The sequence below is a fragment of the Lysobacter sp. FW306-1B-D06B genome (assembly GCF_038446665.1).
GTDB lineage: Bacteria > Pseudomonadota > Gammaproteobacteria > Xanthomonadales > Xanthomonadaceae > Lysobacter_J.
Map to the genome: position 1 here is coordinate 3,545,490 of NZ_CP151802.1, position 12,737 is coordinate 3,558,226.

A 12,737-nucleotide genomic window follows, 5' to 3' on the forward strand; every position below is an offset into this window, starting at 1 on the left:
GGATAACGGCGGGCGTGCCGTCCGTCATGGGTGAAGCTCTCCCGATACCCGCGGGAACTTCCTCCCGCGCCGTAGGGAAACGCCGCGCCATCCCCTTTACTTGCTGTCCACCTGCAGGACGGCCAGGAAGGCCTCCTGCGGGATCTCGACGCGGCCGACCTGCTTCATCCGCTTCTTGCCCTCTTTCTGCTTCTCGAGGAGCTTCTTCTTGCGGGAGATGTCGCCGCCGTAGCACTTGGCCAGCACGTTCTTGCGCATCGCCTTGACCGTGCTGCGGGCGATGATCTGCGAGCCGATGGCCGCCTGGATCGCCACGTCGAACATCTGGCGCGGGATGAGTTCCTTCATCTTCTCGCACAGGTCGCGACCACGACGATCGGCGTGGCTGCGGTGCGTGATGATGGACAGCGCGTCGACCTTGTCGCCGTTGATGAGCGTGTCCACGCGCACGAACGGACCGGCGGAGAAGCGCAGGAAGTGGTAGTCCAGCGAGGCGTAGCCGCGACTGACCGACTTGAGCTTGTCGAAGAAGTCCAGGACGACTTCGGCCATCGGCAGCTCATAGCTGATCTGCACCTGCCCGCCCATGTATTGGATGCCGATCTGCACGCCGCGCTTTTCTTCGCACAGCGTGATCACGTTGCCCACGTAGTCCGGCGGCGTGAGGATGTTGGCACGGATGATCGGTTCGCGGATTTCCTCGACCATGTTCACCGGCGGCAGCTTGGCCGGGTTGTCCATCGGCACGATGGTGCCGTCGGTCTTGAGGACTTCGTAGATCACCGTCGGCGCGGTGCTGATGAGGTTGAGGTTGTACTCGCGCTCCAGGCGCTCCTGCACGATTTCCATGTGCAGCATGCCCAGGAAGCCGCAGCGGAAACCGAAGCCCATCGCTTCGGAGCTTTCCGGCTCGAAACGCAGCGCCGCGTCGTTGAGGCGCAGCTTGTCCAATGCTTCGCGCAGGTCCGGGTAGTCTTCGGCATCCACCGGGAATAGGCCGGCGAACACGCGCGGCTGCATTTCCTGGAAACCCGGCAGCGGCTTGGCGGCGGGGTCGCCGGCGAGGGTCAGCGTGTCGCCGACCGGTGCGCCGTGCACGTCCTTGATGGACGCGTGGATCCAGCCGACCTCGCCCGCGCCGAGCTTGGGCAGGTCCTTGCGCTTGGGCGTGAACACGCCGACCTTGTCGACCTGGTGCGTGCGGCCGGTGGACATCACCAGCAGCTTGTCGCCGGGCTTGATCTCGCCCTGCATCACGCGCACCAGCGACACCACGCCCAGGTAGTTGTCGAACCAGGAGTCGATGATCAGCGCCTGCAGCTTGTCGGTGTCGCGCGGCTTCGGCGGCGGGATGCGATGTACGATCGCCTCCAGCACGTCCACCACGTTCAGGCCGGTCTTGGCGCTGATGGCGACCGCGTCCTCGGCGTCGATGCCGATGACGGCTTCGATCTCGGCCTTGGCGCGTTCGATGTCGGCCGTGGGCAGGTCGATCTTGTTGAGCACCGGCACCACTTCCAGGCCCTGCTCCACCGCCGTGTAGCAGTTGGCGACGGACTGCGCTTCAACGCCCTGCGCGGCGTCGACGACCAGCAGCGCGCCTTCGCACGCGGCCAGCGAACGGCTGACTTCGTAGCTGAAGTCGACGTGGCCGGGCGTGTCGATGAAGTTCAGGAAGTAGGTCTGCCCATCCTTCGCCTTGTACGGCAGCGAAACGGACTGCGCCTTGATGGTGATGCCACGCTCGCGCTCGATCGGGTTGGAATCGAGCACCTGCGCTTCCATCTCGCGGGCCTCGAGGCCGCCACAGAGCTGGATGATGCGGTCGGCGAGGGTCGACTTGCCGTGGTCGACGTGGGCGATGATGGAGAAGTTTCTGATCTGCTGCATGCGAGGCCGCGCGGGGCTAGCCGTTCCTTGAAATCAACGCGCGATTATCGCACAGGCCCCGCGACTGCCGGCCCCGCGCGCCTTTGGAGCGGCGCGGAACCGGCCGGGACGCGGCCATCAGCCGGTCTGGGCGTCCTGTGCGGTGACGGCGATGAACTGGGTCGAGCCCTGGCGGCGCACCAGCAGCATGACGGTGTCGCCGCTCTTGACCGAGGCCAGCTCGCGGTCCAGGGCCGAGGCGCTGCCCACGGACGTGCGACCGACCTGCAGCACCACGTCGCCCGGTCGCAGGCCAGCTTCGGCGCCGGAGTCGCCCGGATTGCGGATCAGCACGCCCTCGCCCGTGCGCAGGCCCATCCGCTGGCGGTCGTTGGCCGAGAGATCCTGGCCGATCACGCCCAGCGCATTGCCGTTGGACGGACGCGACGGCGCGCTGTCGGAGGCGGGGCGCGGAGCCGAGCCGCCGGCCAGATCGTCCAGTTCATTGACCGTGACGGTCTTCTCCACCGAACGGCCGTCGCGGAACACGGTGACCTTGGTCTTCGTGCCCGGGGCCATCGAACCGATGATCGGCGGCAGGTCGGCGGAGTCGTTGATGGTGCGACCGTCGACCGAGCGGATCACGTCGCCGCGCTCGATGCCGGCCTTCTCGGCCGGGCTGCCGGGCAGCACTTCGGCGATCAGCGCGCCATTGCCGTCCGGCAGGCCTGCACTCTTGGCCAACTCCGCCGTCAGCTGCTGCACCTGCACGCCCAACTGGCCGCGGCTGACCTTGCCGGTCGAGCGCAGCTGTTCGGCCGCGCTCATCGCCACGTCGATCGGGATGGCGAAACTCACGCCCATGTAGCCGCCGGAATTGCTGAAGATCTGCGAATTGATGCCGACCACTTCGCCGCTCGTGTTGAGCAGCGGACCGCCCGAGTTGCCCTGGTTGATGGCGACGTCGGTCTGGATGAAAGGCACGTAACGCTGGTTCGCATACGGATTGCTGCGGCCGACCGCGCTGACGATGCCGGCGGTGACCGAGTGATCCAGACCGAACGGCGAACCGATCGCGATCACCCATTGACCGGCCTTGGCCGAGTTGGCCGGCGCCATGCGCAGGAACGGCAGGCCCTTGCCGTCGATCTTGAGAAGGGCGACATCGGACTGCTCATCGCTGCCGACGACCTTGGCAGTGAACTCGCGACGGTCGGACAGCGTGACGGTCACGTTGTCGGCGCCTTCGACGACGTGGTGGTTGGTCATCACGTAACCGTCGGCGGACATCAGGAAGCCGCTGCCCAGCGACGTGCCGCCGCCACCGCGCGGACCGCGCGGGCCACCCGGACCGCCGGGGCCGCCCGGGAACGGCATGTCGTCGCCGAAGAAGCGACGGAAGATTTCAGGAATCTGTTCTTCGTCGGGCATCTGCGAGCGCGCATTGCGACGCGGCGTCACTTCGGCGCGGATGTTGACCACGGCCGGCCCGACGCGCTGCACCAGGTTGGTGAAGTCAGGCAGACCCGACACCAGCGTCGGCGCCGGCGCCGATGCAGGCGGCGCCGCGATCGGATTGGCGGGCGGCTGAGCGGTGCACGCGACCGGCAGAGCCGCGGCGATCGCAGTCACCAGGAACATGCTGCGCAAAGGAGTGAGTTGCATCCGGTTCATCGGCATGGGCCTTGGAGAAATCGTTGGGTGAGTGTGGGCTTTGACGCCGTTGCGGGGGCGCGAAATGGAAGGGGAAGCGGGGCCGATCCGATCGCGCTGCGACGCGGACCCGCGGGTATCAGTTGCGCGGCTCGCGGTCGGCCGGCGCCTCGTTACCGGACGGCGCGGCCGCCTGCGGCTCGAAGGGATAGAACGACGGCGACACCGGGCTGCTCGTCCCGAAACTCGCCGTCATCGCGCCATTGCCGGAGTACTGCGGTAGCACCGCGCGCGGCCAGGGTCGCGAAGCAGGCTCCATGTGCTCGGGCTGGAACGGCTTCGGCGTGGGCGGCGCGGCAACTTCGGCGACTGCGGATTGCGGAAGCGCGGCCGTCGCAACGGCTGCGGGCAGTTCGCTCTGGCGGTTGCCGCGCAGCGCGGCGCGCTGGGTCTGTCCGCGCGAGGCGCGACGCTCGGTGGCGCGGCGTGGAACTTCGGCGACGGCGACGGCCACGGCGGCGGCGCTCAAGCCCAGCGAACGATCGGGGCCCGGCGCGTCGGGAACCTGCGGCGTCACGGGTGCGGTCACCGGTGTGGTCGCCACGGCCGTAGCCGGCACCTCCGGCGCCGAGGCGCTCGCGACGCGCGCTGAGGGAGCAGAGGCATCGTCGGAGAACGGCCGCGTCACGAACAGCGCGGCCACGGCGACCGAGGCCGCCAACGCGCCGCCGATCCAGCCGCGACGTCCAGCGGCAGCACGGTGGTGCACGACCACCGTCTGCGTCGCCGTTTCCTGCTGGATGGCCAGTGCCACGCGTTCGGCGAAGCCGCTCGCGGCCACGCCCTGGGCCTGACCCCGCAGGGTGTCGCCATACAACTGCCAGCGCCCGACGGACTGGCGCCACTGCACGTCGTGACCGAGCCGCTTCAGCGCGAAGCGCGCTTCGTCGACGCGCAGTTCACCGTCGAACAGTGCACAAAGGGTTTCGCGGTCGTCGGGGGTTCGGGGTTCGGTAATCATCGCTTGGCAGCTTCCGCGGGGTCGTGGTCGAGCAGAGGCCGCAGTTCGACATCGATCGCCTCTCGCGCGCGGAAAATGCGCGAACGGACGGTGCCGATGGGGCAGCCCATCTTCTGCGCGATCTCCTCGTAGCTCAGGCCGTCCACCTCGCGCAGGGTGATTGCGGCCCTCAATTCCTCAGGCAGTGCTTCGACCACACGCATGACCGTGCGTTCAATTTCCTGCCGCAGAAGTTCATGTTCCGGTGTGTCGGTATCCCGCAGTCGCGTGCCGGTGTCGAACAGCTCCGCTTCGCCGGCATCGACGTCGTCCGTCGGCGGGCGGCGGTTCTGTGCGACCAGGTGATTCTTGGCAGTGTTCACGGCGATCCGGTGCAACCATGTATAGAACTGCGCGTCCCCACGGAAATTCGGCAGCGCCCGATAGGCGCGGATGAAGGTTTCCTGGGCCACGTCCTGGCATTCGCTCCAGTCGGCGATGTAGCGGCCGATCAGCGCGGTGATCCGATGCTGGTACTTGCGCACCAACGCATCGAACGCCGTGCTGTCGCCACGCTGCACGCGCGCGACCAGCTCCTGGTCCAACTCAACATCCTTGGGCAACGTCATTTCGGCCATACCGCTGCCGGCGCTCCTGTCAGCTCGGCCATGGCCGAACGAATGGACAGCCCCGTGGAAGGAAAGTTCAACGACGAACGTTCAACGGGGCGAGATTCGAATCAGGATCATTAATGGGGACGGGCCCGGGGGCCGCAAGCGCCGGCCGTCACGGATCCGGGCGGGTCGCCGGACGCGACGGCGATTGACGCCGGCGAAACATCCTCGGGATGATAGCGGTCTCTCCATACCTGAACGGATGGTCCCGCAGATGATCGCTGGCCTCGACGGTCTTCGCTTCCAGCACTGGCAGACGGAGCTTCGCCCCGACGGCGTCCTGCTGCTGTCGTTCGACAAGGCCGGCACGCCGGTCAACACCTTCTCCCAGGACGTCCTGATCGAACTGGACATCCTGATCGAGCGCCTGGCGCTGGACCCGCCCAAGGCGGTGGTGCTCCGTTCGGCCAAGGCATCGGGCTTCATCGCCGGTGCGGACATCAAGGAATTCCAGAGTTTCGACCAGAAGGGCACCGTCGGCGACGCCATTCGCCGCGGCCAGCAGACCTTCCAGCGCCTGGCCGAGCTGCCCTGCCCGACCGTCGCGGCCATCCACGGCTTCTGCATGGGCGGCGGCACCGAGATCTCCCTGGCCTGCCGCTACCGCGTGGCCAGCAACGACCCGTCCACCCGCATCGGCCTGCCGGAAGTGAAGCTGGGCATCTTCCCGGGCTGGGGCGGCAGCGTGCGCCTGCCGCGCCTGATCGGCGCGCCGGCGGCGTTCGACGTGATGCTCACCGGCCGCACGTTGTCGGCCTCGGCCGCGCGCGCGAACGGACTGGTCGACAAGGTCACCGATCCGGCCAGCCTGATAGACGTCGCCGCCGCGCTGGCCCTGAAGGGCACGCAGCGTCCGTTCAAGCAGCGCTTCCTCGGCTGGGCCACCAATACCCTGCCGGCGCGCAAGCTGCTGGCGCCGATGCTGACCAAGCAGGTCGCACGCAAGGCGCGCAAGGAGCACTACCCCGCGCCGTATGCGCTGATCAACAGCTGGGCCAACACCGGCGGCGGCATCCAGCAGCAGTTGTCGGCCGAACGCAAGGCGGTGGTGAAGCTTGCGTCCACGCCGACCGCGCGCAACCTGATCCGCGTGTTCTTCCTGCAGGAACGCCTGAAGGGACTGGGCGGCAAGGATCACGGCATCCGCCACGTGCATGTCGTCGGCGCCGGCGTGATGGGCGGCGACATCGCCGCATGGTCGGCTACGAAGGGTTTCAACGTCACGCTGCAGGATCGCGAGCAGCGTTTCATCGACGCCGCGCTGACCCGCGCGCAAGCGATGTTCGAGAAGAAGGTGAAGGACGAGGCCAAGCGCGCCGCGGTCTCGGCGCGCCTGAAGGGCGACCTGGCCGGCGACGGCGTGCCGGAAGCGGATCTGGTCATCGAGGCGATCATCGAAAACGCCGAAGCCAAGCGCGAGCTGTACGCCTCGCTCGAGCCGCGCATGAAGTTCGACGCGCTGCTCACCACCAACACCTCGTCGATCCCGCTGACCGAACTGCGCGAACACATCGCACGCCCGGTGCATTTCGCCGGCCTGCATTACTTCAACCCGGTCGCGCTGATGCCGCTGGTGGAGATCATCCACCACGACCGCGTCGCGCCGCAGACCGAGCAGCGCCTGGCCGCGTTCTGCAAGGCCATCGACAAGCTGCCCGTTCCGGTGGCCGGCACGCCGGGCTTCCTGGTCAACCGCGTGCTGTTCCCGTACATGCTTGAAGCCGCGACCGCGTACGCCGATGGCATTCCGGGTGCGGCGATCGACAAGGCCGCGGTGAAGTTCGGCATGCCGATGGGGCCGATCGAACTGATCGACACCGTGGGCCTGGACGTGGCCGCCGGCGTCGGCGCGGAACTGGCGCCGTTCCTCGGCCTGCCGATCCCGGCCGCGCTGGCGAAGCCGCCGGAAGCCGGAAAGCGCGGCAAGAAGGACAACCAGGGCCTGTACAAGTGGGAGAACGGCAAGCCGGTGAAGCCGGCGCTGCCGAAGGACTACCAGTTCCCGTCCGACCTGGAGGATCGCCTGATCCTGCCGTTGATCAACGAAGCGGTGGCGTGCCTGCACGAAGGCGTGGTGGACGACGCCGAACTGCTCGATGCCGGCGTGATCTTCGGCACCGGCTTCGCCCCGTTCCGCGGCGGCCCGATCCAGTACGTCCGCGAAACCGGCGTCGACAACCTGCTCGCGCGGTTGTCGATCCTCGAACAGCGCTATGGCGATCGCTTCAGGCCGCGTCCGGGCTGGGACAGCCCGGCGCTGCGCCCGCAGGCCACGGCAACCGCCGCCGCGGCCTGAGCCAGCCGCTCACCGAGCGACGCATCATCGCGTCGCCGGTGGTTGTGCGCGGATGCCTTCGCCGGGATGCATCCGTGAACTGGTTCGAAACGGGGCCGCGCTTTCGGACGGCCTTCCCGTAATGCCGGTGGACTCGAAGTTCCATCGCCCGCGCAACGGGAGCGCATGAGCGCGCACAAGCGCCCGCGTGAACACCGGCCGCGTCACCGTCCCGGGATCCGGTGACGCCCGCCATCATTCGGAATCGTCTCATTCCGGCGGCGCATCGCGCCGCCGAGACTGCCTGCCACTAACGCAGGCGAATCGGCCGCCTGCCCGCAGGCGATCCGAACGATGGACGTTATCCGCACCCCACCCGCCCCCACGCGGGATGCCATTCCCATCCTGATGTACCACAACCTCTGCGTGCCGCCGCGGGACATCCAGCGGCAACGCGGGTTGTACGTGACGCCGCAGCGCTTCGCGCGGCAGATGTCGCTGCTGCGCTCGTTCGGCTATCGCGGCGTGTCGATGTCGGAAGCGATGCCGTACCTGCGTGGAGAACAGCACGGCCGCATCGCCGTGATCACCTTCGACGACGGCTATCGCGACAATCTCGACAACGCCCTTCCCGTGCTGCGCGCACTGGGATTCACCGCCACGTGCTACGTCGTCAGCAGCTGGATCGGCGGGCACAACGCGTGGGACTGCGATCGGCTCGGCTTGCGCAAGCCGTTGATGTCGGTGCACGAGCTTCGCCAGTGGCAGCACGCGGGCATGGAGGTGGGTGCGCACACCCGCACGCATCCGCGCCTGGGCGACTGCGATGCGCTGGAGTTGAAGGACCAGATCGGCGGCAGTCGCGCCTTCCTCGAAGACCTCCTGGGCCGCCGCGTAACCCAGTTCTGCTATCCCTACGGCGACCACGACGACGCGGTCGTCGCCGCGACGCGCGAGGCGGGATTCGACGCCGCCGTCACCACGCAGCGCGGTCGTGCACGCAGGGGCGACGACCTCTGGCGCCTGCCGCGCGTGCCGATCACGTTCCGTCATCTGCTGCCGAGCTTCGCCCTGCGCACCCTGACGGGTTACGAGGACCGCAACGGCAGGGACTTCAAGTACGCATGAAGTTCCTGTTCGTCCGCTCCTCCCCCGACCACGGCGGCGCGGAAGTCCACTTCATCGCGCTGGCGCAGGCGTTGCTGGAATCGGGCCATCGCGTCGAGGCCATGGTTTACCCGCACGGCTTCATCGCCGACGAGCTGGAACGTCTGGGAATCCGGCCCCGGCGCATCGCGTTCCGCAACGCGGTCGACCCGCTCGCGCATGCCGCGCTGATCCGCACCATCCGCGCCGTTCGTCCGGATGCACTGGTCGCGAACTTCGGCAAGGACTACTGGCCGCTGATCCTCGCCGGCCGTCTGTTGCGCGTGCCGGTGCTGCTGTTCCGCCATCGCGTCGCGGCGTTGAAACCCGCGTCGGGCTGGTTGCTTCCGCGTCTGGCGCGCGGGTTCTTCGCCGTGTCCGATTTCGCGCGCTCGACATACCTGGGCCAGGGCATCGCGCCTGAGCGGGTGCAGGTCCTGCACAACCCCATCGACCTCAAGCGTTATCGCTTCGCGCCCGACCTGCGACGTGAAGTGCGGGCATCGCTGGGCATCGACGACAACGCCGTCGTGGTCGGCTACTGCGGGCGCATGCTGGAGAGCAAGGGCATCTACACCTTGTTCGAAGCGACTTCCTCGGCGATGGAGGTGGAACCGAGCCTGCATTGCCTGTGGGTCGGCGAATCGCTCGATGGCGACCGCCTGCGCGCGCGCGTCGCCGGAAGTCCGCATGCGTCGCGGCACCATTTCGTCGGGCTCGTCGACGATCCCTCGCCCTACTACAGCGCGTTTTCGCTGCTGGCGTTTCCTTCGATCGCGCCGGAAACGTTCGGTCGCGTCTCGATCGAAGCCCAGGCCTGCGGCATTCCCGTACTGGGCAGCGATGTGGGCGGCGTGCCGGAAACGCTGATCGACGGGAAGACGGGCCTGCTGCTGCCGCCGGACGATGCGGTGGCCTGGCGCGACGCAATCCTGCGCCTGTGCGATGCGAACCGTCGCGCGGCCCTGGGCGAAAAGGCGCGCGAGTTCGTGAAGAGCCGTTTCAGCTATCCGATCATCGCCGAGCAGCTGGTGTCGTTCCTGGACGCACGCGTGACCTGACCCGCCGCGACCGGCGATGCGGTCACATCGTGTGGGTCGGGCGCTCTGCGCTGAGCGTGCCGGCCAGCAGCGCTTCGATCTTGCCTTTGACCGTTTCGCCTTCGGCGCTGTCGGCGAACTGCACACCGATGCCCGCCGCGCGGTTGCCCTGCGCGCCGACCGGCGTCACCCACACGACCTTGCCGGCGACCGGCAGGCGCTCGTTGGATTCGGGAAGGGTGAGCAGCAGGAAGACCTCGTCGCCGAGGAAGTAGCGCTTGGGCGTGGGTACGAAGATGCCGCCGCTCTTGAGGAACGGCATGTAGGCACTGTAGAGCTGCGCCTTGTCCTTGATCGCACACGACAGGATGCCCTGGCGCGCGCCGCCCGCTGCGTTCATACCGCTCATCTCCTGCTTCCCCCTGAAGCCTGGGCGCCACTCGCGCCGCGCCAGGCCAGCAACAATTCGGTGACCGCGAGGTCCGCCCGCACCGTGGTGCGCAGCAGATCCCGGGTCCGGTTCGCCTGGTCGAACCACGCGGCCAGACTGCGCGTTCGTACCGGGTCGGTCAAGCCGGCGGCCTCGGCCAAGGCCAGATCCGCGGCATGGCGCAGGCGCAGCCCGGCGTGTTCATCGCCGACCCAGCGCTGCGCGGTCTCGACCGCGCCGATCTCGCCACGCCCCAGGCGCGCGAGGTCGCCGGCGACGTCGCGCCGCAGCTTGAGGCCGTCGTTCTCCAGCCACTCGTGCGCCAGCCCCGGGTGGCCGCGCGCGGCGTCCAATGCCTCGCGCGAGGTCGCCTCCGCGTGACCGCGGCTGCGCAGCCAGGCCAGCGCCTCCTCGTGCGGGGGCAGCTTGAACTCGTACCGCTGGCAGCGGCTGCGGATGGTCGCCGGCAGGCGCGTGGGATGCGCGCTGACCAGCCACAGGTAGCGCCCCGGCACCGGCTCTTCCAGCGTTTTCAGCAATGCGTTGCAGGCGGCGTTGTTGATCGCCTCCGCCGGATCGAGGATCACCACCTGCGCGCCGCCGTATTGCGGCGTCAGCGACAGTTGCTCGGAGAGCTGGCGGATCTGCTCGATCACGATCTCCGTGCGCAGCCGCGTGCCCTCCTTGTTCGGGATGAACGAGATGAGGTGGTAATCCGGATGCGTTCCGGCCGCGAGCAGATGGCAACTGCGGCACGCGCCGCAGGGTTCGCCACCGGCCATGGGCTGCTGGCACAGCAGCCGCTGCGCCAGGCGCTCGGCCACGGCGCGTTTGCCCAGCCGCGCGGGGCCGCAGAACAGCAATCCGTGCGCGAGGCGACCAGCGTCCAGCGCCGCCACCGCCTGGTCGTATACGCGGTGCTGCCACGGAGCGAAACCGGCGGCCTGCCCGCTCATGCGTTCGCCTCCATCCATTCGCGCAGATGCGCGACGGCCTGCGCGGCGACGGCGTCGGCCGGCTGCGTCGCGTCGATCACGCGGAAGCGCTGCGGCTCGGCCTTCGCACGTGACACGTAGCCTTCGCGCACGCGTTCGAAGAAGTCCTCGCGCTCGGCCTCGATGCGATCGACGGCGCCGCGCCCACGCGCGCGCTGCAGGCCGATGGCCACCGGCACGTCCAGCAGCAGCGTCATGCCCGGCGCGATGCCGACCACGCGCCGTTCGAGTTCGGCGATGAAAGCTGCGTCGCCGCCGCGCGCCGCGCCCTGGTAGGCGTAGCTGGCATCGGTGAAGCGATCGCTGATGACCCACGCGCCGCGCTCCAGCGCCGGCACGATCGTCTCGCGCACATGCTGCGCGCGTGCGGCGAAGACCAGCAGCAGCTCGGCTTCGGTCGTCGGCGGTTCGTGATGCGTGTCCAGCAGCAGGCCGCGGATCTGTTCGGCCAGCGGCGTGCCGCCGGGCTCGCGCGTGCTCACCACTTCGCGTCCGGTCGCGGACAGCGTATCGCGCAGCGCGGCGAGCACGGTCGACTTGCCGGCGCCCTCGCCGCCCTCCAGCGTGATGAAACGCGGATACGCACGCAGCGTCATTGCCGCTCCTGCGTCTGCGAGGCGCCGTTCGACTCCGCGGCACGGGCCTGGCGATAGCGCGCCAGATAGCGCTGCACGTTCGCTTCATGCTCGGCCAGCGTGCGCGCAAACAGATGACGCCCACTGCCATCGCCGACCGCAACGAAGAACAGATCCTCGCCCGGCGCCGGCCGCGCGACCGCCTGCAGCGCATCCACGCCCGGCATCGCGATCGGCGTCGGCGGCAGACCGACGCGCGTGTAGGTGTTGTACGGCGTGTCGGTGGTCAGGTGCACCTTGCGGATGTTGCCGTCGTAGTTCGTGCCCAGGCCGTAGATCACGGTCGGGTCGGTCTGCAGGCGCATGCCGATTCTCAGGCGGCGCTCGAACAGTCCGGCGATGCGCGGGCGTTCCTCGGCGATGCCGGTTTCCTTCTCGACGATGGACGCCAGGACCAGCATTTCTTCCGGCGTCTTGAGCACGCTGTCGGGCAGGCGGCGTTCCCACGCGTCGGCGAGCGCCTTGTCCATCGCTTCGTGCGCGCGCTTGAGGATGTCCAGGTCGCTGTCGCCGCGCGTGAACAGATAGGTTTCGGGCAGGAAACGGCCTTCCGGATGCTGGCCCGCGTGGCCCAGCGTCTTCATCAGCGCGGCGTCGTCGAGCGTGTCGGTCTCGTGCTCGAGTTCGTTCGCGCGCTTCAGCGCGGAGCGCAGCTCGCGGATGTTCCAGCCTTCGACGATGGTGAAGCGGCGGCGCACGACCTTGCCGTCGCGCATCGCCGTGAGCAGCGAACGCGGCGACGTGCCCGGCTCCAGCGCGTATTCGCCGACCTGCAGCTTGCCCGCGGCGCCCAGTTGCTTGGCCAGCGCGCGCCATTCCAGCAGGTCGCCCTGGCGCACGCCGGCCTCGCGCAGCTTGCGCACGATGGCGGGCAGCGAATCGCCCGGCTCGACGACGAGGCTTTCGCCCGCTTCCAGACCCGCCAGAGGCGCGTCGGCGAAACTCGTGTAGCGCTGCCACAGATAGGCGCCGACGCCGGCGGCGATCAACAGGACAACGAACACGAAGCCGCCCAGGCGG

11 protein-coding genes are annotated in these 12,737 nt (G+C 68.5%); 3 read left to right on the forward strand and 8 right to left on the reverse strand.

From position 1 onward, the window contains the following. Nucleotides 1-96: 96 nt before the first annotated feature. The 4 genes from lepA to rpoE form a co-directional block, all read right to left on the reverse strand. Nucleotides 97-1,890 (reverse strand): translation elongation factor 4, encoded by a 1,794-nt coding sequence (gene lepA / locus AAFF32_RS16385; RefSeq protein ID WP_216962372.1) that lies wholly within the window; start codon nt 1,888-1,890, stop codon nt 97-99. A 117-nt stretch (nt 1,891-2,007) separates the two neighbouring features. Further along, on the reverse strand, nt 2,008-3,534 hold the full coding sequence (locus AAFF32_RS16390) for a DegQ family serine endoprotease (protein WP_342315777.1): 1,527 nt from the start codon (nt 3,532-3,534) through the stop codon (nt 2,008-2,010). A gap of 127 nt (nt 3,535-3,661) precedes the next feature. Next, nucleotides 3,662-4,543: an RseA family anti-sigma factor gene (locus AAFF32_RS16395; RefSeq protein WP_342315778.1), complete on the reverse strand. Its 882-nt coding sequence runs from the start codon at nt 4,541-4,543 to the stop codon at nt 3,662-3,664. After that, nucleotides 4,540-5,160 (reverse strand): RNA polymerase sigma factor RpoE, encoded by a 621-nt coding sequence (rpoE, locus tag AAFF32_RS16400; RefSeq protein ID WP_216962377.1) that lies wholly within the window; start codon nt 5,158-5,160, stop codon nt 4,540-4,542. The genes AAFF32_RS16395 and rpoE overlap by 4 nt, the downstream gene beginning before the upstream one ends. A gap of 250 nt (nt 5,161-5,410) precedes the next feature. Between rpoE and AAFF32_RS16405 the strand changes: the two genes are divergently transcribed. The 3 genes from AAFF32_RS16405 to AAFF32_RS16415 all read left to right on the forward strand — a co-directional run bounded on the left by AAFF32_RS16405 (nt 5,411) and on the right by AAFF32_RS16415 (nt 9,678). Beyond that, nucleotides 5,411-7,492, forward strand: a complete 2,082-nt coding sequence (locus AAFF32_RS16405) for a 3-hydroxyacyl-CoA dehydrogenase NAD-binding domain-containing protein (protein WP_342315779.1) — start codon at nt 5,411-5,413, stop codon at nt 7,490-7,492. A gap of 387 nt (nt 7,493-7,879) precedes the next feature. Then, entirely contained in the window at nt 7,880-8,599 is a 720-nt protein-coding gene (locus tag AAFF32_RS16410) for a polysaccharide deacetylase family protein (RefSeq protein WP_216962383.1), read from the forward strand. After that, nucleotides 8,596-9,678, forward strand: coding sequence for a glycosyltransferase family 4 protein (locus AAFF32_RS16415; RefSeq protein WP_342315780.1), 1,083 nt, complete (start codon nt 8,596-8,598; stop codon nt 9,676-9,678). The genes AAFF32_RS16410 and AAFF32_RS16415 overlap by 4 nt, the downstream gene beginning before the upstream one ends. A gap of 22 nt (nt 9,679-9,700) precedes the next feature. Here the strand turns inward: AAFF32_RS16415 and AAFF32_RS16420 are convergent, their stop codons facing one another. From AAFF32_RS16420 to mltG, 4 genes are read right to left on the reverse strand one after another with little or no spacing between them, the layout of a single operon-like run. Next, nucleotides 9,701-10,066 carry a PilZ domain-containing protein gene (locus AAFF32_RS16420; protein ID WP_342315781.1) on the reverse strand — a complete coding sequence of 122 codons (366 nt, stop codon included), beginning with the start codon at nt 10,064-10,066 and terminating at the stop codon, nt 9,701-9,703. After that, nucleotides 10,063-11,043 (reverse strand): DNA polymerase III subunit delta', encoded by a 981-nt coding sequence (locus AAFF32_RS16425; protein WP_342315782.1) that lies wholly within the window; start codon nt 11,041-11,043, stop codon nt 10,063-10,065. Before AAFF32_RS16425 ends, AAFF32_RS16420 begins: the two co-directional genes overlap by 4 nt. Continuing rightward, nucleotides 11,040-11,678, reverse strand: coding sequence for a dTMP kinase (gene tmk / locus AAFF32_RS16430; RefSeq protein WP_216962406.1), 639 nt, complete (start codon nt 11,676-11,678; stop codon nt 11,040-11,042). The genes AAFF32_RS16425 and tmk overlap by 4 nt, the downstream gene beginning before the upstream one ends. Then, complete coding sequence (gene mltG / locus AAFF32_RS16435) at nt 11,675-12,733, reverse strand: endolytic transglycosylase MltG (RefSeq protein WP_342317297.1); 1,059 nt, start codon at nt 12,731-12,733, stop codon at nt 11,675-11,677. Before mltG ends, tmk begins: the two co-directional genes overlap by 4 nt. Nucleotides 12,734-12,737: the final 4 nt, after the last annotated feature.

Bases quoted from the DNA above. Each gene is read 5' to 3' on its own strand.
- lepA (WP_216962372.1), bottom strand. From the start codon at position 1,890: ATGCAGCAGATCAGAAACTTCTCCATCATCGCCCACGTCGACCACGGC.
- AAFF32_RS16390 (WP_342315777.1), bottom strand. From the start codon at position 3,534: ATGCAACTCACTCCTTTGCGCAGCATGTTCCTGGTGACTGCGATCGCC.
- AAFF32_RS16395 (WP_342315778.1), bottom strand. From the start codon at position 4,543: ATGATTACCGAACCCCGAACCCCCGACGACCGCGAAACCCTTTGTGCA.
- rpoE (WP_216962377.1), bottom strand. From the start codon at position 5,160: ATGGCCGAAATGACGTTGCCCAAGGATGTTGAGTTGGACCAGGAGCTG.
- AAFF32_RS16405 (WP_342315779.1), top strand. From the start codon at position 5,411: ATGATCGCTGGCCTCGACGGTCTTCGCTTCCAGCACTGGCAGACGGAG.
- AAFF32_RS16410 (WP_216962383.1), top strand. From the start codon at position 7,880: ATGTACCACAACCTCTGCGTGCCGCCGCGGGACATCCAGCGGCAACGC.
- AAFF32_RS16415 (WP_342315780.1), top strand. From the start codon at position 8,596: ATGAAGTTCCTGTTCGTCCGCTCCTCCCCCGACCACGGCGGCGCGGAA.
- AAFF32_RS16420 (WP_342315781.1), bottom strand. From the start codon at position 10,066: ATGAGCGGTATGAACGCAGCGGGCGGCGCGCGCCAGGGCATCCTGTCG.
- AAFF32_RS16425 (WP_342315782.1), bottom strand. From the start codon at position 11,043: ATGAGCGGGCAGGCCGCCGGTTTCGCTCCGTGGCAGCACCGCGTATAC.
- tmk (WP_216962406.1), bottom strand. From the start codon at position 11,678: ATGACGCTGCGTGCGTATCCGCGTTTCATCACGCTGGAGGGCGGCGAG.